Below are 21,248 nucleotides of genomic sequence, written 5' to 3'. Positions count from 1 at the left end.
CGAGAGGACCGGGATGGACGCACCGCTGGTGTACCAGTTGTCTTGCCAAAGGCATAGCTGGGTAGCTACGTGCGGACGGGATAAGTGCTGAAAGCATCTAAGCATGAAGCCCCCCTCAAGATGAGATTTCCCATGGCGCAAGCTAGTAAGATCCCTGAAAGATGATCAGGTTGATAGGTCAGAGGTGGAAGCGTGGCGACATGTGGAGCTGACTGATACTAATAGATCGAGGACTTAACCAACGCTTTTWAAAAAATGAAATACCTTCTTATTATCTAGTTTTGAAGGAATGAAAATTTCTTCTTGCATTTTCTCAAAAAGACGTTATAATAATATATGTCTTGAAAAAATGTTAACAATGTTTGGTGACGATAGCGAAGAGGTCACACCCGTTCCCATTCCGAACACGGCAGTTAAGCTCTTCAGCGCCGATGGTAGTTGGGGGTTTCCCCCTGTGAGAGTAGGACGTCGCCAAGCTTATATTGTTCCGCAGTAGCTCAGTGGTAGAGCATTCGGCTGTTAACCGAACGGTCGTAGGTTCGAGTCCTACCTGCGGAGCCATTATTGGAGAGCTGTCCGAGTGGCCGAAGGAGCACGATTGGAAATCGTGTAGACGGGTAACCCTGTCTCAAGGGTTCAAATCCCTTGCTCTCCGCCATTTTACAACTGGCCCGTTGGTCAAGCGGTTAAGACACCGCCCTTTCACGGCGGTAACACGGGTTCGAATCCCGTACGGGTCACCATTTAGACAACATATTGGAGGATTAGCTCAGCTGGGAGAGCATCTGCCTTACAAGCAGAGGGTCGGCGGTTCGATCCCGTCATCCTCCACCATTTTCAATAAAATCAGGTTGTTTCTACATAATGGATTGATTATTCACCCCATTGAAACACTCAACACGAAAACCTGATGCATAATAGCAACATTATTAACGTCGCGGGGTGGAGCAGTCCGGTAGCTCGTCGGGCTCATAACCCGAAGGTCGCAGGTTCAAATCCTGTCCCCGCAATCTATGGTCCCGTGGTGTAGCGGTTAACATGCCTGCCTGTCACGCAGGAGATCGCGGGTTCGATTCCCGTCGGGACCGCCATTTTTATTGCTTGGCTCAGTAGCTCAGTCGGTAGAGCAAAGGACTGAAAATCCTTGTGTCGGCGGTTCGATTCCGTCCTGAGCCACCATAGTAGTGCCGGTGTAGCTCAACTGGTAGAGCAACTGACTTGTAATCAGTAGGTTGGGGGTTCAAGTCCTCTTGCCGGCACCATGTTTCATCCATATGCGGAGGGGTAGCGAAGTGGCTAAACGCGGCGGACTGTAAATCCGCTCCTTAGGGTTCGGCAGTTCGAATCTGCCCCCCTCCACCATCTTACAGGGGTATAGTTTAAAGGTAGAACAGAGGTCTCCAAAACCTCCAGTGTGGGTTCGAGTCCTACTACCCCTGCCAATTTAAATCTTATAATGGCGGTTGTGGCGAAGTGGTTAACGCACCTGATTGTGGTTCAGGCATTCGTGGGTTCGATTCCCATCAGTCGCCCCATTTTTTAACAAATCATGATATAATGAATACAACGTTAATGGGCTATAGCCAAGCGGTAAGGCAACGGATTTTGATTCCGTCATGCGAAGGTTCGATCCCTTCTAGCCCAGCCATATGCGAAAGTAGTTCAGTGGTAGAATACAACCTTGCCAAGGTTGGGGTCGCGGGTTCGAATCCCGTCTTTCGCTCCAAAAACGTTGGCGGCATAGCCAAGCGGTAAGGCAGAGGTCTGCAAAACCTTTACCACCGGTTCGATTCCGGTTGCCGCCTCCAACATACATGCCGGTGTGGCGGAATTGGCAGACGCGCACGACTCAAAATCGTGTTCCTCTGGAGTGCCGGTTCGACCCCGGCCACCGGTATCATGAAAGCTTTAGAATCAGGACTTCAACGTCAACGTTGAGGTCTTTTTTCTGTTTTCTTAATACGACAAAAATAACTCAGAATCGTGTGCCTCGAATCGTATGCCGCGCTTAAGTTTAGGAGGTAATTATGGGAAGAAGAGGAGATCTGTCTAAAGAAGAATTAAAAATTATAATAAAGAGAATAAACGACGAGGAAGCTTTTGAAGTTTTCTATAGAGATTGTTATTTAAGGAATCTAAGGCCAGCAACAATCGACTATTATAAGAACGAATTTATAGCTGCTATTAAAACTCTCAATAAACAGTTAGTTGAGTGCGAACAAAAAGATTTAGAAGAATTAATTATAAAGAGTAAAAAGTTAATAAAAGTGACGACTATTAATACTAGACTACGTGCTCTACGATCATTTTATAATTTTCTGTATAAAAATAAACATATAGAAACGAATCCGATGAAGAATATTAAATTGTTGAGAGATAGACAAAAGACCATAGAAACTTTAGACAATAAAGAAATTGAGTTATTAATTAAAACGATAAGAAAACAAAAAACATTTGTAGGATTTAGAGACGAAGTAATATTGTTGGTTTTCTTAGATACTGGTGTCCGTTTATCTGAATTAATAGGAATTGAAGTAGAAGACGTAAGAGACAACCGTATAATTATTAGAAAAACCAAAAACTTATTTGAAAGAACGGTCTATTTATCGGAGACTACGCAAGAACAATTAAAAAGATATATTAAAATTAGGGGGACTGTAGGAACTCAGAAATTGTTCATCAATAGAAACGATAACGATTTGAATCCACATAGTATTCAAACGAGATTTGCCAAGTATAGAAAAGAGGCTAATATTAGTAAAAGAGTAGGCCCGCATACTTTTCGTCATACCATGGCAAAGAGAATGATTGTAGCAGGGATAGATGCTTTTAGTTTAATGACTCTTTTAGGTCATCAGGACATGTCTATTACAAAAAGGTATGTAAACTTATGGGGACCTGATATTGAACGAAAGCATGAACAATATGGAGCATTAAAAGGCCTCAAATTATAAAGTGTGTACGAATATGTGTTCGTATATTAAAATAAATTAAAGAGATGGTATATGAGTTTGGCGGCTCTACCATCTCTTAATACATAGCAGAAGATAAGCTTCTACATTCCCATGATAAAAGTTCCTTTCTTCTGTGTCAAGGGAGATAGACAGTAATGAAACTAATGTCGATTTTGAGTGGTCAAGGATTTGTGATGTATAACAAGGATTTAGCACGTTCAGTATCAATAAACGGAGCCATCATATTTGGTCAGTTATGCTCAAGTTATGAAAGCTTTGGAAATAAAAACATGCTTACCATTAAAGAAGGCAGAGAATACTTCTTTTTAACTAGTGAAACTTTAGAGAAAGAAACTTCTTTGACATACAAACAGCAACTTAAGGCTGCTAAAGAGTTAGAAGTCGCCGGTTACATAGAAACAAAAGTAATGGGTGTTCCTTCCAAAAAATATTTTCATATCACAGACAAGATAGTAGAGGTATTACTATTGGAGGGGAATCCTAAGTCTGACAAAAGGGAAGACCTGAATATACCAACAGATTCAGAGGAAAATACTATATCTTCTAGGAATGAAAAAAAGGAACACCTAGGAATGACAAAAGGGAACGGCAAGCCTTTACAAAAGGGCTCAACTATTAAAAAGAAAAATAAAAAAGAAAAAGATAAAAATAATAATATTAATTTCAATTGTAATTACAAGGAATCTCTAACATCTGAAAAATTTAGAGAAATACTCATGGAAGAATCAAATGAATTCTATACTGAACTCTCAGTTGGTAGATGGACTAAGAAATCATGGAATATTTTAATCAATAAATTTGTTGATGATACTATTTCGAGTGGCAGATGGACTAATGTACCTGAAGATAAGATAAAGGGATATGCATATAAATCACTAGAGAGGATTTGCAATAACTCTGACTATAAACATGATGAAGAATTAAATGAGTTTCGACGCATGAAGATCAACGTTCCAGAAGAGAGCTATAATTGGCTAGAAAGTTAATTAATTTAAAGGAATGATAGGTATGGAAGTTTTTCACAAAGTTAATGAGGTAGCAAAAGTGTTAGGTGTCACACCTTCAGCAGTAAAGAAGTATTATTTAATGTTTGAAGAGCAGAACTACAAGTTTAAGCGAAGCAATCAGGGTCGCCTAATGTTTTCAGAAAAGGATATTGATTTATTTAATAAGTTGATTGAATTAAAGAATGAGCCTGGTATGAAGGTACATAATGCGGTAGAACAGCTGATAAAAGAAAATAAGAATGATGTTTCTAATGTATATCAACTAGTCTCGAATGCGATGGCTGAAATTACAAATTTAAAGAATCTCATTCGGCAACAGCAAAAGATTATCAATGATCAACAAGAGAAATTAAAAATAATTGAAGATAAATATGGAACTTTAACAAAGATGGTAATGGAACAAGAAAAGAGAAATAGTCAGACTTTAGTAATTAGCGATCAAGAATTAGAGTCTTCAATTAAAGAAGCGAAGGAAGAAATTGGATACCAACTAGAAGAGCTAGAGGGGAAATTGAAACATAGCTTTAAAAAGTCATAAAGAAATAAAATAGAATAGCTCTCATTAGCCCAAAAATGTCCAACGTTGGATTTTAATAGAGTTTGATATAGAATAATATTAGAATTCTTTCGAAGTTCCATACAGGCCAAATAAATGAATAAAAGAATTATCGCGTTTATGGTCTCTATTATTGACTTTTAACTACAGCTATAATGTTTGTATCGATAGTAATGTTACAAAGTTACATGGTTAACAATCACGTTCAATAATGAAGAAAATAGGGGAGGAACTATTAAATGGCTAATAAAGTGACTGCTAATGAAGTTCTAGAGATAATAAACAATATGGATAACGGAGAACGTATAAAGCTACTCGACAAAATGTATGATAAATACTATGACGGAGACGGAGCTGTTCGTTATAACGAAGAAAATTCAAAAAGAAGAGCTTTCATAACAAACCCTAAACTTGAAATAGCCTTCCTTGCAGACAAGCTTAATAAATTAGAAAGGGAAGTGTTTTTGTTGAAACGAAGGGATAATACTGATGATTATTGATTGGGCATAAGCTCAATCTTTTTTATTTCAAAAATACTTTTTCAATTTGCTTTACGTTCGTTATAACGTCCCTATAATAGCATGGTAAGATAAAAACAAATTTTATGGAGGTTATTTTATTTATGAAACTACCAAGAATTGAAAGAAGATTGGTTGAGTTATTAGTTGAAGAATACTTTGCATGGTTGGATAAAAAACCAGAGAAAGAAATTGAAGTAATTAGAAAGAAGCTCAGTTTGTTTTTAAGTTACATTGATACAGAAAGAAAAGACGAAATTTTGTTGAAAGTGGAGTATGAAATAACAGGTCCATACTATAAATGGAAACGCCAGAAAGGTTTTATTAGTCACGGTTTTGGTCGTCAAGCTTAATGCTTGATTTTTTTTTGTATAAAATCAATATTTTATTACCAAAACAAAAAGGACCTGTTTGGTCCTTTTTCATTTTGTTCAACCTACCCGTTAATTTAGGTTGACTGCTTTACCTTGTTCTAGGTTGAGTTTTAAAGATATAGCTTAATTATAGAGATCTAATCATATTTGAAACTTTTTCAACAAGTTTATTCATTAAGTCAATTACTAAAGTCATACTATATCCACAAATAAAACTCAATAATTCCGGACTAACGGTAACTTCAGCAAATGTTCCATCACTCTTGAAAAAGAGTACAAGTAAAACTAGTGGTACAACTACAGCTATGAATAATCTTATTGAAATATTAAGTATTACTTCTAGCTGTTTATTTTCTAATTCTTTCTTCCTTATCTTTTCAAGAATTTCAGTTGAAAAATAAAGTAAGGCACCGACTATTCCAATGGTTGCTAATCTACTAGAAGAGTCTATGCCAATCAAATTATTTATCATTTCCGAAACATTTTTTTGTGTAAAAATAAATACCATTAAAATTATTCCAATATATATTATAAACACAGGGAGAACTAAACTATTTAACTTAAAGTTCTGCTCAAACCTAGTTTCAAGTAAGTTAATCTTCTTTTTATATTTGTAAATATCACGACGACTAAAGGTTTCAAGAGTAACAATTTCCTCCTGAAGATCCCCACACATTTCAATATATTTTGCAATTGGTCCAAATATTTGGATAGGTGTTACTTTCCTCCTATTAACTAAATCATTAATCAAGTTATCAAGTTTTGTTAACAGTAATTCCTTCTCTTGGTCAAGAGAATTAACTTCCCCAATTTCTTCTACCTTCATAGCTGTTACTACAGTCATTGTATCAACTCCAAAATTTTCTATTCATTCTTAAATATGTATTATTTTTAAAGATTTGTCTATAGCTTTCTATTTCTATAATATAAAAATTCTCATAGCGGCTAATTGGACAGGTAGTTTAAGAAAGGCATTAATTTCTCATTTTATATTTGTATCTCATAGCGGTTAACTAACTTTCGGCTTGTGAAAAGGTCTCAGAGGAAATTAACTTTTTCTTTGTGGGTGTTTATATTATAAGTTTCACGTAGGAGCCAGATTTAGGCTAAATGAAGGTAGTATACTTTTTTTCAAATCAGGCAGTATACTTTTTGTAACAGAGTAGTATACATTTTTTCAAAAGTAGTATTAAAAGTATACTCTAATTATCTTTAATAATTATCTTTAATAAATAACTTTATATATGCGATGAAGGAAACCTTCATCGCTGTAAGATATATTTTAAAAATTAAAAAATAGCACTTCCTAATAGTTTACATATTGTACAACCCAGATATAAATACATTGTGAGTTAGAAATCATAAATATTTTTTACTGGAGGAACACATCTATGAACGAACTATATGCAAAAGGCGCTAGTTATTTTGAAGTATATTATGAAATGTTTTCTGATAAAAAAACGCGAGTTCTAAATGCTAATGGAATTATTCTATATTCAATGATGGCCAATCAAGTCGGACTTTCAAAGAGGCCTGAAAACGCAAAAAAATATACAAATAAAAACGGAGAAGTCTTTATTATATTTACAGAACTCCAAGCTAAACAAAAATTGAATATTAGCAAAGCAACCTTCTTCAAACTTAAGAAACAATTAAAAGATATAGGGTTGATCGATTATAAAGATCAAGTTGAAAAGAAGAATGGAGTTTCAACCCCAATCTATGTAACTCCATACGAGCTATGGAAAAAGAAACAAAATAAAGTAGAAATAACATTCGATTTTCCGGATTTTTAATGAACCTAGTTTACGTTTCTATTTAAACGTAAAAAAAGGGATAAAAACTCTCTACTTTTTAGAAAATTGTTCATTTATTCTTTATAGAAATTCTGAGTTGTATATATATATAATAGATAAGGATTTCAACAGTGAGTTCCTTTTCAATTTAGGTTTTTAAATTCATTTACGTTTCCTCCTATTTACGAGAACCGGTCTCCCATATACTGGTTCTCTTTTTTAAAAGCTTATTATCGTGCTGCCGTATGGCAGTAACTAAAATAAATGGACTTACAGAATAAGTTCTATTTTTCCGAATTTTTTCCTAAAAAGGTGACTGGTGTAACCCTGGTCAATGAGTCATGCCCTTGGGTATGGCTTATTTTATTTTGCATTCAACTGCTTTTGAAAGCAGTTTATTATTTCAAATTGAAGGGACTAAATATAAATGAAGATGGAACTAAGGGTTCAAAATGCTGAATTACGTGCTAATGAAGATGGAACAATGACTGTTTCTGGTTATGTGAATAAAACCGAATCACTAAGTAATGTTCTTGGAGTCACAAAAAGATTCGTTGAAAAAATTGCAAAGGGAGCCTTTGCTCGTTCAATTCAAAATGCTCAAAGAGACATAGATTTTCTTGCTGAACATAACAGCAAATTAATCTTGGCTTCTACTCGTAACCAATCTTTGAATCTTACTGAAGATAATAAAGGTTTGTTCATGGAAGCGATGATTACCCCTACTACATGGGGAAAGGATTATTACGAATTAATCAATTCTGGAATCCTTAGAAATATGTCTTTCGGTTTTCGAACTATCAAAGATAACTGGAAACTACTCGAAGCTGGTCTTTATGAAAGAACCATTGAAGAACTTGAATTATTCGAGGTCTCGGTTGTTCGAGACCCAGCCTATTCACAATCAACTATCGCGGCAAGAGGAATTGATTTAGTGGAGGAAGTTAAAATTCCTTCTGAGGTAATACAAAATGGAAATAAAAAACAAGAGGAGAGAAAAAACAATATGAAAACAGAACATCGATATGTAAGAAAAAATGAAGAACTTAGGAAGGAAGAACGAAATGCAGATTTTGAAGAATTCACATCGTTTATTCGTGAAAATCGTGCTTTACAAGGGACAGTTGAAGGATCTAGTTTAGTTCCCCAAAATGTTGCTGATTTAGTAATTAGGAAAATGGATCAGTCTAGTCCAGTTTTCGCTCGTGCAAAGAAATTTCCTTCTGTATATGGTTCTTTGAAAATCGCTAGAGAAGATGACTTTAATTTTGAGGCGGGCTTTGTTGGTGAGGGACAAGATGTCATCGAAGGAGCAATAGCTCTGCAAGAAGTGAAGCTAGAACAGAAGAGATACGGAGCTGCTATTCAGTTAACAAACCAGTTGATAAATGACAGCGCAATCAACATCGTGGACTATATTGCTGATTTATTGGCCCGCAGAGTGGCAAAGGTAGCAGAGAGAAGTATCCTAAATGGTAATACAACCGAAGAGTTCCGAGGGATTATTCATGATACTGATGTACAAGCAATTTCAGTGCCTACTTCTGTTAATAACATCACTTATGATTATTTAATGGACCTTTATAATGCAGTTCATCCAGATTATTTGAACGGAGCAATCTATATTGTTGAAAAGTCAGCTTTTAGTGCAATCTCTAAACTGAGAGATGGTGCAGGACATTTCTATATGCAAAATGGTGTTGCGAATGGCCGACCAACTCGTACCCTCTTCGGAGCCGAAGTATTTGTAAGTGATTCGCTTCCTGAAACTACTCCAATCGTTTTCGGTAACATTGAGCGTGGGTATGGGCTGATGATCAAAAAGGCTCAAGGAATTCAAATGATTCAAGATACACAGACAGCGTTTAAGGGGACCAAAATGTTTCTGTGTGATGTTTATGCTGATGGAGCAGTATATAACCCCCATGCTTTAGCAAAATTAGTAATAGTCTAATAAATGATGAGCAAAGTGGAAGAGGATACTACAATTCTCTTCCTATTCTATTTAGTCTAATTAAATAAAGGAGTGTAAGTACATTGAGTGCAGAGTTACAAGCAATAGAAAGGTTTAAAACAACGTTTCGTGGTGACGACTATCGCTTCTTAGTTGCGAAAGTTGCGATATATTATTTGAAAAGTCATGTTAGAAATAAAACAGATTTATATAATGAAGTAAACAAGGTGTTATTATCACAAAGGTTAGCACCGATCAGTTTTGGTTTTATTCGTAATAATATATAAGCAGAAAGGTCATACCGCCTACCTTTTTTGAAAAAAAGTTAAAAATGGCTTAAATAACTTGTGAAGTGTCGTTCACACTAACGGGATTTTTTGCAAAAAGGGTTTATATGTAATTATTTGTCAAAGGGGAGAGTAAGATGAAAGCACCAGAACATTTTAACAAAGCTGCTATCAAATATTTCAATTTTGTTGTAGCTGAACTTGAAAAATTAGATAAACTAAACGCAACTGATCAACCAATTATAGAACGATTAGCCTTTAACTTAGCGACAGTTGAAACATGTGAGAAAGAACTTCTTCAAGATGGTTTAACTGTAATGGGTCCTCATGGTAAAAAGGAACATCCAGCCGTTTCAACTTCCTTGAAATCACAAAGCAAGATTTTGGAAAGTTATAAGCTTTTAGGTTTGGATGCTTCAACACGATTTAAAGTAGAACAGGTAAAACCAGAGGATTTATCAGATGATCCGGTTCTAAAAATCCTTGGTAGAGTATAAAATAAAAGCTCTATTCCTAGAGTAACTGGAATGAGAGCTTATAATATATTGTTTATAATTTAGAACCCTTTTCATAACCACTGTCATTAAAGCTTTTTACTAATGGGATTTATTTAAGTAATCTCTGTCTTTCTCCCATGAGTATGGAAATTTTAGGAGAATTTTGCTTACTTCTATATTGACGATTATATTAAAGGATTTCATCCGATTCAATTTCTTTATCGAATTTTTCCACAACTCTTCTTCTTGGATAACCTCTCCATAATAGAGTGTATTCAGATTCTTCCTCAATGGAAAATCTTATTTTTTCTATGGAATTTTTTAAATGAAGGCCATTTACAATTAATAGTGTATTAGTTGTTATACCTGTTGATAGAGAATTAAGAAACAGTGAAACCTTTTTTCCTTGATAATCCATAAAGCTTATTGTCTCTCTTCCAAACTGGTCTTTTTTGAATTCTGAATACTTAAAAACTGTTGGGACTATTCCATAAAGTTCCAGTTTCCGGATGGATTCTTTTACAGCCTCTAGTACGGTCATAAATTCTTGTTTTTGAGGGAACTCACTAACTGGTCTATCATGCTTTATTCTATTTCTAACATTACACACATTTGCCTTTTCTAAGGCTATACTTGTTGCTCTAAATACTGTCATCAATTCTCTTATATCTTCTTCTCTCAAATCAAATAGGAGGATATTATGAATAAAAGGAAAAGTTAAAAAATTATATTTGTTGTGATATCCTGGTATTTCCGCCTCGGTTCGTTTAAACTCATTTCTATCTTTTTTAAGGTATTTTTCACAAACGTCAGCTAATAGTCCAAATCCTTTTATTAATGGGAATAAAGTATTATTTCCCTTCGTATCAAAATTTAAAGGCTCAGTAATTCCTTCTTGTTCCTCATTTAACATATTAGCCATAAAAGTCCTTGCTTGGTAAAAATTAAGATTAGATTTAAAGTTAGTGTGTTTTTCAAATAATACCCAAGTAATGAAGGATAAACTATTGTTTAATATTCCCTCTAATGAAACAAAGTAATTAACACCTACACTTCTTATGATATTTCTTTCTTGTTCCTCACATTTATCAATATTTTGAACGATATTTAGAAAATCTTCATGATTTTTCCAAAAATCTTTTTCGGTAGTAGGATAAATATTTATATTAAAACCTAATTTCCAGAGAACTTTCTCAATGAAAAATTTTTCTTCCTCAGGTTTTGGGAAATTTTTCTTCCCGAACTTTAGGAAATCAAAGGTTTTATCAATGTACTCAGGATCATCTAGTATTAAATTTTTTATTACAAGTTCAGGGCTTTCATTAAATAAATAAAGATTAAGTTTTTCATAAATGTTATCTTTATCTATATCTCTTAATTTCCAATGTAATCTCCTTGGGTTGTTCTCTATATCGTAAATAGTTGATATCAAACTTCTTAATAGAACATAAGAGTATTTCTGACCATCTTTTCGAAAAACTGCTCTTATACCAAATTTAGAACATTCTAATTTGACAGGTAAGACTCCTTTAGTTCTATAACCGTGCTTCATTTCTCTTGTTTCAGTATGGGGAATTACTATAGTTTGCTCTTCAATTAATATTTCTATTGCTTCAACTATAACTTCATTTTTTAATAATAAAATTAACTGTAAGCATTCAGGCTTGCCTAACTTTTTAAGAATCTCGTCTGTACCTGCCGAAAAAGTATTTTTTACTTTTTCATTCTTTGGAAATAATCTTCTAATCGATTTCGAATGATTGATTAATAAATATTCCAAAATATTTTTTATCTCTATTTCACTAAAAGCCTGACCTAAAAATGTTGGTAAATCTCCAAGATGCATATATTCATACCCATCGGTGCGACCAAAAATCTTAGGATGTGGATATGCAGTTTTGCTACCATATAAGTAAGAATCTTGTTCTAAATTTATTAGAATATCAGAAATCACGGAATGACCTTTTTTTAAATCTACATAGTGTAATCTAGTACAAGCAGGGTCTTCACAATGCCAAAGAAGGAAATTACTATGGGGATTATAAAACCTTTTTTCTTGTGAATAAATTATTCCGAATGGTCCTACAATCATGTTGTTCATTTGATAGACCCCTTGAGGAGTATCTTCTATCAATTTATTAGTATCATCTCCTGAAAGCTCTTTAACATGCGGAAAATGTTCATCAAAAAACTTATTGTACAAAATATTATCAAAATACCAAGGGTATCTAATTTTTTTTGTGATTATTTCATTATCTAAAGATGTAACAATCTTTTCCCATTGAGTTTTATCAAAATCAATAAATGAATGAGAATATAAAAATAATGCAATTTCAATCTCTACATCGTCTGCATGTCGTAAAGTAGCTTTAAGTTGTTTAAAAAACCTTGTTCCTTCTTCACTCAAAAAAATTGTATTTTCAAATTCTTTTGATGGTTTGTATCCAGTAGGAACTAAAGATTGTTCTATAAAATGACGAATAGCAAAATAATTAATGAACCTATCTTGAGATTCAAAACTTTCTATAGCTATTTCATTAACTTGACTCAAAATTATCTCCTCCAAAACTCCCATTTTTTTAAAATAAAATAAATGGAAAAAATTAATCGATAAACATTATTTATCCTTTTCTATTTAAATATAATCCAAATTGTTTAATTAAGTAACTATTTTTTTGACTTTACATAGTTATATAAAACCACACAACCGTGCAAAGTATGTTTATTTACTATGAATATCGTGATTAAATGTTCTCCATAAGCCAAGATGGAAAAGTTCCTTCCTGCATTTAAAATATTTTTAACTAGATTCTAAAAAAAAACCAAAGAGGGTACTACCGCTGCTAGTGAATTTAGCAAAACAGCAGATAACTTTTTCAATGTTTACCTACTACCTACTATCATTAAGAATCTCATAGTACAAGTAGTGGACTTAACGTAAACAAATGGATTTCTCGATAATTTCACATAAGAGGAAGTAAGAAAATGGTCTACCAGGGATCTAATTCTTGAAGTATTGATAAACAGTGAAAAGATGAGCTTTCTATTTAATGGCAGTAAGTTCTATTAATAAAATATCAATTTTATCACACGGCTTGTAATGGGGTAGGGTGAATGCAAAATCTCTCTTAAAGCAGTATTTTTACAAATTTTATTCAACATCGGACCAGATTTGTGAGGAAGAACTGCCAAATAACAATTAAAAAAGAAGGTAAATTATTTTAAGTTTAATGGAGATGAACCCGTATTATAAAAGTTAGGTATTAAAAGGTTAAAAAAACTCTAGATAAGTAATTTCTCTCTAGAGTTTAATCTCAAAATATTTAATTTTACTGAGAAATTTCGTTTCTTTTAACTCATCGTCCTTCAATAAGGTGATATGTAAATTTAAATTATAATAACTTTTTAATGCGTTTCTAAATTTAAGCATATCATTGGAGGATGTTGAGTTATTATATTGAATCAATAAGTCTATATCGTTAGGTTTAGGATCATAAAGTATGGAGCCGAAAAGATATAACTTTAATTTAGAATATGGAACGATTATTTTTTTTGTTTTCTTCGCGTTCTGCTGCAGTGATGTAATTAATGAAGAATTGTTTATTATCATAATTTAAAGCCCCCATAAACTCTTTGAAGTTAAACAAGCCTATGTTATGTTCTTTTGATAAATTTTTTGCACTTCCAGTATAATCGTTCCAGTTACTTGAATTAACTATAGCGTCAATACTTTGATATCGAGAAAAAATATCTAAAAATTCAGACTCTGAAAGAATATATATGTTTACTAATAAAACACGTAATTCACTATCGTTTTTTTTTATTAACTTGAATAAGGGTAATCCAATTTGTTTCACAGATTTAACAGATTGGTGTTTTGAGATAACATCGAGGAAAAATTTTATACTCTCTGGTCTAGGGGTATCGTTTACATCAAGTAAATTTTCCATTTTAGTTCCTCCTACAAATTGTCTTCGTTAAGAATATTATATACTTCAATAGGAAAAAGTGGTATATCTTGACTTTTAAACTCGCTTAAATGATTATTTTTAAACCCATCGACATGACTTTTATAAGTTTGTAATATATGTTTTTTTGAATCAGCAATTAAATCTTTGTTATTTTCCAATAAGTCTAAAATTCTATCATTATTAGGGATTATAATTGAGACAGCTTTTTGACGCCAGGTATATGCTGCTTCTGAAAAAGGTTTTTGTTGGGCTAAAATTGATTTAGGGCCATACTGCTTAAATGTTAACTCATTTTCACTAAATAGACCTTCTAGTTCACTATTCAGTTCTTTTCTTCTATTTACTAATGGAATAGCGATAGTATTTCCTTTATCTTCATCCTTGAATCTATGGATTAATGTTCCATTTTCCATACGCCTACCTAAAGAATTGTTTTTTGTCCAATACTCATGTTCAGAATTCCACAGGTATTGAGTAATATAAGCATCGGAAGAGCTAATTTTAATATCTACGAACCCTCCAATTGTATAACCGTCAAAATGAACACCAGAACAAACTACAGTTAGTAAATTATTATAATTATTAGCCTCATAGCTGTAACCAGCCTGATGTACATGGCCTGATAAATAGATATTTACACCATAATCATCAAATAAATTTAAAATCGCTTGTTTTTCTGATGATGTAAAACATTCTAAAGTATGATGACCCATAGCTATAACTGGTTTATTATCTTTATTAGAGAGCTCTTCAAAACAGTCAAACAATTTATCTTTTGCAATTAATAATTTTCCTTCTTCACCAGATTCATTAGCTAAAAGACATGTGTTAATTAAAATTAAGTAGCAATGATTTAAATCAACTATGGAATGTATTTGCTTTAAAGGGTAATACTCACCTTTTAATTTTGTATAAAATTCATTAAATTTTTCAAAAGAACTTAATAAAATATCTAAATCCTTCTGTTCATGTAAGGTTAAGTCCAAAAAATCTGATGGAGTAGGATCAGAGCTTGTTAAAACATTATTAATTAATTCAGTCCTGGAAGGATTTCTAGTTAAATCATGGTTTCCAGGGACTATTAATAATTTTTCCGTGCCTATTTTAGTTGAATCTAATATTTCTTGTATCATTTCAATATGAGAATCTGTAAAATCTTGTCCTTGATGAGTTATATCACCACTGAGAAGAATATAGTCAAAAGATTGCTCTGTATTTAATTCAGAAATTTTGTCTAAAAGCTTTCTCCTCATACGCTTAGTTTGATAATTATTTATTTGAGCATGGATATCAGAAATATGTAAGATATGCATAAAGTAATCTCCTTAGGGATTTTAATGATATTATAACAAAAAAATCCTTATTCACAGACAATGGAGAACCGCATCACATGGTAGTATGGATCATATTATAATATTAATAATCTGGCTATTGTTTAATAAAATGCTGATAAGATTATGGGATATCGTTTTTCGTCGATGTTCGTTTAAAAATAAAAAAAATTAATTTACAACTCGTGTTTCTTTGATATAAGAATATCGAGGTGATTTTTATGTTGCCAACAAAAGAGCAACTAATACAAAATTTAACTGACAAAATGACGAACCAGGATATTGCTAACATTTACAATGTAAGCTTTCAGAAGATACAACAACTTATAAAAAAGTATGGTCTTAATCAAGAAGAGCTTAGGAAAGTAAATAATTATATTGTCTATGAACATTGGCTCAAAGGAGAAGTTGTTTATATCGGTAGTGGAGTTTGGTACAGATGCAGAAGATATACTAATAGAAGAAACTCGGAACATGTGCATCTTATGGAATCTAGAAAACTTGAATATCGTATTGTGGGTGAATATGAAAAAGTAGAGGATGCAAGGAAGTATGAAGCTGTGCTAATTCAAAAATATAAACAAATAGAACAAGCAAAATTTAATAAGAAAAGGTTTTGAACCTTGACGAGTAATACCAAGTAAAGGCATAATTAACAGTAATCGTGTTACTGAAAAAATGATTTTTTTCAACAACTGTTGATATGACTGATTATATAGCTTTTATGGAATATAATGGGACTCAAAATCGTGTTCCTCTGGAGTGCCGGTTCGACCCCGGCCACCGGTATCACCAATAGCGAATAAACGCTATTACATCAAGCTTCACACATAATTGTGTGAAGCTTTTTTGTGTTTTCACCCACTACAAAAAATGTACAAATAATGTGCGAGGGTAGTATGCAATGAGTATAAGGGGAAAATTTATTATTAAGCAGGGATAGAAGTAACTGGTGCGAAAGATAATTCCGTGCTGATTCGTCAGACAAAAACTTATTTTAAAAAGTGCTGCCCATCATTTCAAAGGTGAAGGATTAGCAGGACATTTAATTGAAGGTTTGAGGGAATGGTAAAATTGACAAGTTATTCATCAATCAAGATGAAGGAGAATTAAAACAAAGGATCATACAAAACCAATAAAACATTACGGTCTATTATCTGAGATTAAGGGCGTTAGGATTTCATTTCATACGCTTAGGCATCACACGTCAGATATTCATTCATAATTTATTTTAACAGCGATAGTTTAGGGAGCGTTTTCTGTGTTACGGTAAAAATAAAAACGAATGGGTCAAAGAGCGCTAACTCTACCATTCGTTCCGAAAGTAATGATTGGCCAATGATTTCAGATTTCAATATTCATAACATTTAGTTCTGCTTCAGTATAGCCAGCAGAGGATAGTGCAATTTCAATTTCTTCAGCAGCCTTATAATCAAATAATTTAAATTTAGACATTAAAGCGAAAGCATTTTGATTTTCAATTGCCAGGGCAACAGCTTCCACGTCTTGTAGTAACTTCAGGTCTTCAATGTAGAATTGAGCGGTTCGCATCGCTAAATACTCATTCTGTGTAGTTGAACTGTAGAAAAGTCTTGTTAAAGTGGCGATTGCGTTAGGAACGAAAATTTTATTCATAATTACCCCTCCATCATTCTCAATATTCTGTCATTAAGATACTTCAAGTATGAGTCACCATAAAAGTATTGTCAATCTTTAGCTGTAAAGCATTTTTGCTCAGCAGATGAAAATAGATCTGTATAAAACAGGCGACTTTTCCAAAGGCAAAAACCATTGTACCGAACCGTAGTAAGCGAAAGAATGAATGTTGCTGAGTTTACGAAACGAACCAACTTACATGTGACATGTTGATTTTAGCTAGATTGCTAGGTCTGGTTGAGCATCCAGTAGATAGCTGATTTTAAAAAAAGCCAGTGTCACAAGTGGCGCGATTAAGCCGAATGTTTTAGAATTTTTTTAGAAATTCTTTCATTGATGAGAGCCTTTCTGTGTTTGAAATTTTCAAAGGGCTTATGAAACAACAGATCCTTATTGACTGTGAAGAAGGCGTGCTTCCACATTACGCAGCTCTCCGTATGAAACACTATTAGCCACAATTACTTGCAATGTTCTCGTAGCTGTCATTCGTTTGTCTGGATGCTTCATTTGTAGATGCTGTTGTATCGCTCGGAAAAGTTCATTATTTTCTGGACGGTTGGCGTGATAGATTTCTTGTAAACTCTTCGATTTTCCCATGGCTTTTCCTACTTTCCATCAAGTGTGAAATACATATGAAAGTTTATGCGATAATATTCGTATGGTCTATATTTCCGTCTGAACACGTCTAATTCCTTCTTTTTTCAATTAAATCTTCTTTAAAGAATAGTGAAGTTGCTCCTAACTTTTTTACATGGCGTTAGCTTAGCTGTCTTACTGATTGACGGTTGCCCGTATTTGTTGTTATTTATCTTTGTCTTTAACACGACCAAAGTAATTCAGAATCATGTTCTGCGTAGGAGTGTGTTATTGTGATGTTAGAAAATTTATATTGAGACATGATGCACTAGTCCCGTTATCAACCAGAAAAAGTACCTCCTTTAACCTTACTCTATTTATTTTCCGCTTCGTACTTTTTAAAAATAATATCAATGAAATATTGTAATAAATAAAAAACCACTATTTAAGAACTTCAAACAATAAATTTTCAAAGGGGCGGAAAATTGTGAACTATATGGGATGTCAATGAGGTCCAATGACGAGTTACAGCAACTGGTCGATCAGGCAAAACAATTTACAAATATGGGAACGGGCAGACTATATTCAAGCTCTTGAAAAGGCTAACCCTGGGGATTTATCTGTTTGCTATTTACTATCCTGACGGAAAAGGATATTGTGCGGGGTATGTAAGTGGGAAAATGACCCTGCAGAGCATATCGAAAGTTTGACACTTGCTCTTGTATTAATGGAAAAAGGGGAGGAATATGTTTTTTCCTATGTAGGTAAAGAAGCTACTGGTGACCCTTTTAATTCGATTGCCAAGTTAGAGACAAACAAGCCATCCAAGCTGTTAAACCCGATGATCAATGCAGGAGCATTGACTGTGACCCACATGATTTGCAGGTGACAGTGAGAATGAACGATTCAGGCTTATTTTAGATTTTATCCGAGAATTGATGCAAAATCCCACTATTGAGAGTGTGGAGGACTTAATCGAATTGTACTCGAAGCAGTGTACCAATGAAATGGACAGTCAGGATTTGGCGAGGATAGGCTGTGTGCTGGCCATGAATGGGAAAGATTTGTTGACAGGAAAGCAAATCATCCCCGGGGACATTGCCCGAATTTGCAAGACATTCATGGTTACCTGAGAAACAAATCACTCACTTTCACGGCAAAAAAAGGACCTCTGCACATATGGCAAGGGTCTTAAGGTGATCATAACAAGTTGGATAGGAGAGATACTTTTTTATATAATGCATGTACCTCTTTATTCCGATGTTCCCCGATGTCATTTCTTAGGTGGCCTTCCATATCGGTCATTAGATCAGCTAATTTCAATGCCTTTTGCCTATCGGAAATATTGCTTCGAATGATATATTCATATTTTGCATTGTATTCAGTCAGTGACATTTCTTCCGTCCTCCCATAATATCATTAAAGCTGTCCTCTGTTCCTTCATCAGCAATCCCAATGTACTTGAGTGTAATTTCAGGATGTGAATGATTAAGGATCACTTGTAACTCAGCAAGGTCCTTACTTCGTTTATAGAACCAGTACCCATACGTTTTCCTCATGGTATGGGTACCAACGCCCTCGATGTCCACCATGTCCGCTGCTTTATTAAGCTGTCTGTAGGCTTGTATCTTGCTAATTGGCTTATCGCCCTTGCGTGAGGGGAATAGCCATTCACCATCGATGGTGGCTATATAGGCTGCCAATTCATTACATACATTATTAAGCTGTATTATTCTTGGCTTTTTTGTTTTGCCTTCCTTGATGATGACCTCCATCTTACCTTTAATGTCCTTTATCTTCAGCGATAATAAATCAGACACACGCAAGCCTGTATTGATGCCTAACAAGAACAATATGTAGTCTCTCTCGCTGCAATGTCTCTTCAGTGACCATTTCATATCATCTAATTTTTCCAATGATCTGATAGGTTGAACGTCAATTAAATGTTCTTTTGGCAAATGAGATCACCCTTATTTCACGCTAATGGAATCAGTGTTTTGAATGTATACTTTTTATTAATTTAAGAGTAACACTTGAAAAGGATGGAAGTCAATGTGAGGTGTATACTGACATTTTTTGGACTGTCCACTTTTAAGGGTTCGAAGTATTTTAGTTGTTTATTCGTATTAAGGTTGAATAATGGCATTAAAAACTTCTGGAACTTGATATAATGAGTCTATAGGAATATTTTTCTAAACTGATGTTTTGATGGATATTTAATAGATGAATTAACTCATTCTGAATTTATTATGCTTTAACAGCAGGATTGGGAAACCACCATGAAGAGAGGTTAAGTTATATTGAAAAAGTTACTGCCTTTAATGTCAAGGTTGTTTACTATGGCAATTATGGTTGCGGTTTTTTACTGTATGTTCATGTTCGCAGACTTGGAGAATGAAAAGACAGACAGCGGGAGTCATAACGAGCAATCAGTTAATTTTGAAGAGATGAGCGATCAAGAAGAAATGCCAGCAGGTTCTTTGGTGAACTATTGTAAAGATAGCGCTAATGAGAGTCGCGCCTCCAGTTGGTTTGGTATTGAAGAAAACGTTATGGAACCTAGCGAATATACGGTTGAATGCATTGAACACTTGGAATAGCAGCAGAGTTCCTATGGATCACCCGTAAATTTGAAATTCAGGGCAACAAGGGTATCCGGGACGTCGGGGTTTAGCGCAAAGATAAGGACATATTGACCGAATATTATCGCGAGCGGGGGGACATCCAAAGATTTGGCTGATTGGCTTAATGGAACGGAGTGGAATTAACGGGGAATATGAAGTGTTTTGGAAAATAAGTCTTTGCTGAAATGAGTGGTGACGAACGGGTACACAGCGAAGAAGGCCATATTTGTTCATATAGAACATCGAAACTAATCTGTTTGGATCTTAATCAAACAGGTTTTTTAGTATGAAAGGAAATCCAATGGAAAAAATGGAATAGAATATAATGAAGAATGAAGGAAAATTTTTCACCCCCATATCTTTTTCTCTTTCTGAAACGTTTATAGGATAGAGGGTGTTGAAGGAGTGAGAAAAATGATAAATAAGTTAAGGGAAGATATTTCTGAAGAAAAGGATAACGGTGCGATTTTGCGTGAAGTCTATCCTGAATTGCTTCGGTTTTGCCGATTCCTGACCCAAAATAATTGGGATGGGGATGATTTGGCACAGGAAACGGTATTGAAGGCAATGCAGGGCTATGGAAAGAAAACCGAGATAACAACGGCTTTATTGAAGACAATAGCCCGCCATTCCTGGATTGATACGATACGAAAAAGGAAAAAAGAATCATTAGACGAACTGTTGGATACCGAACAACAGGGATCAGTTGGGGAAAATGCCTTTGAAACGGTTGAATATATAATAAAGTCACTTACCCCGAAACAAGCCGTTGTATTCCTGTTAAAGGAAGGATTCCTCTATCGGTCAAAAGAAATCTCAGATTATTTGAACACCACGGAAACGGCTGTAAAGGCAATCTTGAACCGTGTGAAAAAGCGTTTTGACGATGACGTTGAAGAGCGTAAGTTGTCTTGTGTGGAAGATTGGCAGGATGAGGAGGAACAGCGGCTCATGTCCCTGATGACACAGGCTTTAAAAGCCCAGAATCCTGATATCCTCATTAGAAGCATTCCATCTTTCAAATCCCTGAACAGTGAATCGATGATTCCTAAACTGATGAATCGTTCGATTCTTTCCAAATCAAGCTTCACTCCTTCAAACACACTCTCAATGGCCGCATAGCCAA

The 21,248-nt window shown here is 34.2% G+C and carries 20 protein-coding genes, 15 tRNA genes, 2 rRNA genes and 1 pseudogene; 30 read left to right on the top strand and 8 right to left on the bottom strand.

What is annotated here, in order from left to right; translation table 11 throughout:
* From AC1DVK_RS06960 to AC1DVK_RS06855, 22 genes are all read left to right on the top strand, one after another.
* Positions 1–242 (top strand): 23S ribosomal RNA (locus AC1DVK_RS06960); the annotation flags it as partial.
* A 119-nt stretch (positions 243–361) separates the two neighbouring features.
* Positions 362–477: ribosomal RNA gene (gene rrf / locus AC1DVK_RS06955) — 5S ribosomal RNA — on the top strand.
* Positions 478–486: 9 nt separating this feature from the next.
* Positions 487–561: transfer RNA gene (locus AC1DVK_RS06950), tRNA-Asn, on the top strand.
* A 5-nt stretch (positions 562–566) separates the two neighbouring features.
* A tRNA-Ser gene (locus AC1DVK_RS06945) sits at positions 567–658 on the top strand.
* A gap of 10 nt (positions 659–668) precedes the next feature.
* Positions 669–743: transfer RNA gene (locus tag AC1DVK_RS06940), tRNA-Glu, on the top strand.
* A gap of 15 nt (positions 744–758) precedes the next feature.
* Positions 759–834: transfer RNA gene (locus tag AC1DVK_RS06935), tRNA-Val, on the top strand.
* Positions 835–936: 102 nt separating this feature from the next.
* Positions 937–1,010: transfer RNA gene (locus AC1DVK_RS06930), tRNA-Met, on the top strand.
* Between the two features lie 5 nt (positions 1,011–1,015).
* Positions 1,016–1,091: transfer RNA gene (locus AC1DVK_RS06925), tRNA-Asp, on the top strand.
* A 12-nt stretch (positions 1,092–1,103) separates the two neighbouring features.
* Positions 1,104–1,179 (top strand) — tRNA-Phe (locus AC1DVK_RS06920).
* Between the two features lie 7 nt (positions 1,180–1,186).
* A tRNA-Thr gene (locus tag AC1DVK_RS06915) sits at positions 1,187–1,262 on the top strand.
* Between the two features lie 16 nt (positions 1,263–1,278).
* Positions 1,279–1,362: transfer RNA gene (locus AC1DVK_RS06910), tRNA-Tyr, on the top strand.
* A gap of 6 nt (positions 1,363–1,368) precedes the next feature.
* Positions 1,369–1,442: transfer RNA gene (locus AC1DVK_RS06905), tRNA-Trp, on the top strand.
* A gap of 17 nt (positions 1,443–1,459) precedes the next feature.
* Positions 1,460–1,535: transfer RNA gene (locus tag AC1DVK_RS06900), tRNA-His, on the top strand.
* A 38-nt stretch (positions 1,536–1,573) separates the two neighbouring features.
* Positions 1,574–1,648, top strand: a tRNA-Gln gene (locus AC1DVK_RS06895).
* 3 nt (positions 1,649–1,651) lie between these two features.
* Positions 1,652–1,726: transfer RNA gene (locus tag AC1DVK_RS06890), tRNA-Gly, on the top strand.
* Between the two features lie 8 nt (positions 1,727–1,734).
* A tRNA-Cys gene (locus AC1DVK_RS06885) sits at positions 1,735–1,808 on the top strand.
* Between the two features lie 8 nt (positions 1,809–1,816).
* Positions 1,817–1,897 (top strand) — tRNA-Leu (locus AC1DVK_RS06880).
* Between the two features lie 130 nt (positions 1,898–2,027).
* Entirely contained in the window at positions 2,028–2,954 is a 927-nt protein-coding gene (locus AC1DVK_RS06875) for a tyrosine-type recombinase/integrase (RefSeq protein ID WP_477626117.1), read from the top strand.
* Positions 2,955–3,109: 155 nt separating this feature from the next.
* Positions 3,110–3,961 (top strand): hypothetical protein, encoded by an 852-nt coding sequence (locus tag AC1DVK_RS06870; protein ID WP_477626116.1) that lies wholly within the window; start codon positions 3,110–3,112, stop codon positions 3,959–3,961.
* 22 nt (positions 3,962–3,983) lie between these two features.
* Positions 3,984–4,520 carry a MerR family transcriptional regulator gene (locus AC1DVK_RS06865; protein WP_477626115.1) on the top strand — a complete coding sequence of 179 codons (537 nt, stop codon included), beginning with the start codon at positions 3,984–3,986 and terminating at the stop codon, positions 4,518–4,520.
* A gap of 257 nt (positions 4,521–4,777) precedes the next feature.
* Entirely contained in the window at positions 4,778–5,038 is a 261-nt protein-coding gene (locus tag AC1DVK_RS06860) for a hypothetical protein (RefSeq protein WP_477626114.1), read from the top strand.
* Positions 5,039–5,160: 122 nt separating this feature from the next.
* Positions 5,161–5,409, top strand: a complete 249-nt coding sequence (locus tag AC1DVK_RS06855) for a hypothetical protein (protein ID WP_477626113.1) — start codon at positions 5,161–5,163, stop codon at positions 5,407–5,409.
* A gap of 148 nt (positions 5,410–5,557) precedes the next feature.
* Here the strand turns inward: AC1DVK_RS06855 and AC1DVK_RS06850 are convergent, their stop codons facing one another.
* Positions 5,558–6,274, bottom strand: coding sequence for a hypothetical protein (locus tag AC1DVK_RS06850; RefSeq protein WP_477626112.1), 717 nt, complete (start codon positions 6,272–6,274; stop codon positions 5,558–5,560).
* A 547-nt stretch (positions 6,275–6,821) separates the two neighbouring features.
* On the opposite strand from AC1DVK_RS06850, the gene AC1DVK_RS06845 reads away from it, so the two are divergent.
* The 4 genes from AC1DVK_RS06845 to AC1DVK_RS06830 all read left to right on the top strand — a co-directional run bounded on the left by AC1DVK_RS06845 (position 6,822) and on the right by AC1DVK_RS06830 (position 9,964).
* The gene (locus AC1DVK_RS06845; protein ID WP_477626111.1) at positions 6,822–7,226 is read left to right on the top strand and encodes a replication initiator protein A; all 405 of its coding nucleotides are present in this window, start codon (positions 6,822–6,824) and stop codon (positions 7,224–7,226) included.
* A gap of 427 nt (positions 7,227–7,653) precedes the next feature.
* Positions 7,654–9,180, top strand: a complete 1,527-nt coding sequence (locus AC1DVK_RS06840) for a phage major capsid protein (protein ID WP_477626110.1) — start codon at positions 7,654–7,656, stop codon at positions 9,178–9,180.
* An 83-nt stretch (positions 9,181–9,263) separates the two neighbouring features.
* Complete coding sequence (locus AC1DVK_RS06835) at positions 9,264–9,467, top strand: hypothetical protein (protein WP_477626109.1); 204 nt, start codon at positions 9,264–9,266, stop codon at positions 9,465–9,467.
* A 137-nt stretch (positions 9,468–9,604) separates the two neighbouring features.
* A complete protein-coding gene (locus AC1DVK_RS06830; protein ID WP_477626108.1) occupies positions 9,605–9,964 on the top strand; it encodes a phage terminase small subunit P27 family in 360 nt (119 codons plus the stop codon).
* Positions 9,965–10,154: 190 nt separating this feature from the next.
* Here the strand turns inward: AC1DVK_RS06830 and AC1DVK_RS06825 are convergent, their stop codons facing one another.
* The 3 genes from AC1DVK_RS06825 to AC1DVK_RS06815 form a co-directional block, all read right to left on the bottom strand.
* A complete protein-coding gene (locus tag AC1DVK_RS06825; RefSeq protein WP_477626107.1) occupies positions 10,155–12,515 on the bottom strand; it encodes a hypothetical protein in 2,361 nt (786 codons plus the stop codon).
* Positions 12,516–13,491: 976 nt separating this feature from the next.
* Positions 13,492–13,914 (bottom strand): hypothetical protein, encoded by a 423-nt coding sequence (locus tag AC1DVK_RS06820; protein ID WP_477626106.1) that lies wholly within the window; start codon positions 13,912–13,914, stop codon positions 13,492–13,494.
* 11 nt (positions 13,915–13,925) lie between these two features.
* Complete coding sequence (locus tag AC1DVK_RS06815) at positions 13,926–15,248, bottom strand: metallophosphoesterase family protein (protein WP_477626105.1); 1,323 nt, start codon at positions 15,246–15,248, stop codon at positions 13,926–13,928.
* Between the two features lie 239 nt (positions 15,249–15,487).
* On the opposite strand from AC1DVK_RS06815, the gene AC1DVK_RS06810 reads away from it, so the two are divergent.
* Positions 15,488–15,886, top strand: a complete 399-nt coding sequence (locus AC1DVK_RS06810) for a hypothetical protein (protein ID WP_477626104.1) — start codon at positions 15,488–15,490, stop codon at positions 15,884–15,886.
* Positions 15,887–16,610: 724 nt separating this feature from the next.
* Here AC1DVK_RS06810 and AC1DVK_RS06805 read toward each other — a convergent pair.
* Together AC1DVK_RS06805 and AC1DVK_RS06800 are read right to left on the bottom strand one after the other, a co-directional pair.
* The gene (locus AC1DVK_RS06805; protein ID WP_061461756.1) at positions 16,611–16,901 is read right to left on the bottom strand and encodes a hypothetical protein; all 291 of its coding nucleotides are present in this window, start codon (positions 16,899–16,901) and stop codon (positions 16,611–16,613) included.
* A 411-nt stretch (positions 16,902–17,312) separates the two neighbouring features.
* A complete protein-coding gene (locus tag AC1DVK_RS06800; RefSeq protein WP_410861413.1) occupies positions 17,313–17,519 on the bottom strand; it encodes a hypothetical protein in 207 nt (68 codons plus the stop codon).
* A gap of 480 nt (positions 17,520–17,999) precedes the next feature.
* Here AC1DVK_RS06800 and AC1DVK_RS06795 point away from each other — a divergent pair.
* A pseudogene (locus tag AC1DVK_RS06795) lies at positions 18,000–18,628 on the top strand (glutaminase); the annotation flags it as partial.
* 70 nt (positions 18,629–18,698) lie between these two features.
* Here AC1DVK_RS06795 and AC1DVK_RS06790 read toward each other — a convergent pair.
* Together AC1DVK_RS06790 and AC1DVK_RS06785 are read right to left on the bottom strand one after the other, a co-directional pair.
* Entirely contained in the window at positions 18,699–18,893 is a 195-nt protein-coding gene (locus AC1DVK_RS06790) for a hypothetical protein (protein WP_076367873.1), read from the bottom strand.
* On the bottom strand, positions 18,884–19,396 hold the full coding sequence (locus AC1DVK_RS06785; RefSeq protein WP_410861432.1) for a tyrosine-type recombinase/integrase: 513 nt from the start codon (positions 19,394–19,396) through the stop codon (positions 18,884–18,886). The genes AC1DVK_RS06790 and AC1DVK_RS06785 overlap by 10 nt, the downstream gene beginning before the upstream one ends.
* A 402-nt stretch (positions 19,397–19,798) precedes the next feature.
* On the opposite strand from AC1DVK_RS06785, the gene AC1DVK_RS06780 reads away from it, so the two are divergent.
* Together AC1DVK_RS06780 and AC1DVK_RS06775 are read left to right on the top strand one after the other, a co-directional pair.
* Positions 19,799–20,098 (top strand): hypothetical protein, encoded by a 300-nt coding sequence (locus AC1DVK_RS06780; protein ID WP_176431960.1) that lies wholly within the window; start codon positions 19,799–19,801, stop codon positions 20,096–20,098.
* A gap of 438 nt (positions 20,099–20,536) precedes the next feature.
* Complete coding sequence (locus AC1DVK_RS06775) at positions 20,537–21,244, top strand: sigma-70 family RNA polymerase sigma factor (protein WP_089363498.1); 708 nt, start codon at positions 20,537–20,539, stop codon at positions 21,242–21,244.
* Positions 21,245–21,248: the final 4 nt, after the last annotated feature.

It is taken from the genome of Peribacillus sp. P4_B1, assembly GCF_056402395.1.
The sequence above is the reverse complement of the archived record's forward strand: the minus strand, read 5'-3'. Positions and strand labels throughout refer to the sequence as shown.

Bases quoted from the DNA above. Each gene is read 5' to 3' on its own strand.
- AC1DVK_RS06875 (WP_477626117.1), top strand. From the start codon at position 2,028: ATGGGAAGAAGAGGAGATCTGTCTAAAGAAGAATTAAAAATTATAATA.
- AC1DVK_RS06870 (WP_477626116.1), top strand. From the start codon at position 3,110: ATGAAACTAATGTCGATTTTGAGTGGTCAAGGATTTGTGATGTATAAC.
- AC1DVK_RS06865 (WP_477626115.1), top strand. From the start codon at position 3,984: ATGGAAGTTTTTCACAAAGTTAATGAGGTAGCAAAAGTGTTAGGTGTC.
- AC1DVK_RS06860 (WP_477626114.1), top strand. From the start codon at position 4,778: ATGGCTAATAAAGTGACTGCTAATGAAGTTCTAGAGATAATAAACAAT.
- AC1DVK_RS06855 (WP_477626113.1), top strand. From the start codon at position 5,161: ATGAAACTACCAAGAATTGAAAGAAGATTGGTTGAGTTATTAGTTGAA.
- AC1DVK_RS06850 (WP_477626112.1), bottom strand. From the start codon at position 6,274: ATGACTGTAGTAACAGCTATGAAGGTAGAAGAAATTGGGGAAGTTAAT.
- AC1DVK_RS06845 (WP_477626111.1), top strand. From the start codon at position 6,822: ATGAACGAACTATATGCAAAAGGCGCTAGTTATTTTGAAGTATATTAT.
- AC1DVK_RS06840 (WP_477626110.1), top strand. From the start codon at position 7,654: ATGAAGATGGAACTAAGGGTTCAAAATGCTGAATTACGTGCTAATGAA.
- AC1DVK_RS06830 (WP_477626108.1), top strand. From the start codon at position 9,605: ATGAAAGCACCAGAACATTTTAACAAAGCTGCTATCAAATATTTCAAT.
- AC1DVK_RS06820 (WP_477626106.1), bottom strand. From the start codon at position 13,914: ATGGAAAATTTACTTGATGTAAACGATACCCCTAGACCAGAGAGTATA.
- AC1DVK_RS06815 (WP_477626105.1), bottom strand. From the start codon at position 15,248: ATGCATATCTTACATATTTCTGATATCCATGCTCAAATAAATAATTAT.
- AC1DVK_RS06810 (WP_477626104.1), top strand. From the start codon at position 15,488: ATGTTGCCAACAAAAGAGCAACTAATACAAAATTTAACTGACAAAATG.
- AC1DVK_RS06805 (WP_061461756.1), bottom strand. From the start codon at position 16,901: ATGAATAAAATTTTCGTTCCTAACGCAATCGCCACTTTAACAAGACTT.
- AC1DVK_RS06800 (WP_410861413.1), bottom strand. From the start codon at position 17,519: ATGGGAAAATCGAAGAGTTTACAAGAAATCTATCACGCCAACCGTCCA.
- AC1DVK_RS06790 (WP_076367873.1), bottom strand. From the start codon at position 18,893: ATGTCACTGACTGAATACAATGCAAAATATGAATATATCATTCGAAGC.
- AC1DVK_RS06785 (WP_410861432.1), bottom strand. From the start codon at position 19,396: ATGAAATGGTCACTGAAGAGACATTGCAGCGAGAGAGACTACATATTG.
- AC1DVK_RS06775 (WP_089363498.1), top strand. From the start codon at position 20,537: ATGATAAATAAGTTAAGGGAAGATATTTCTGAAGAAAAGGATAACGGT.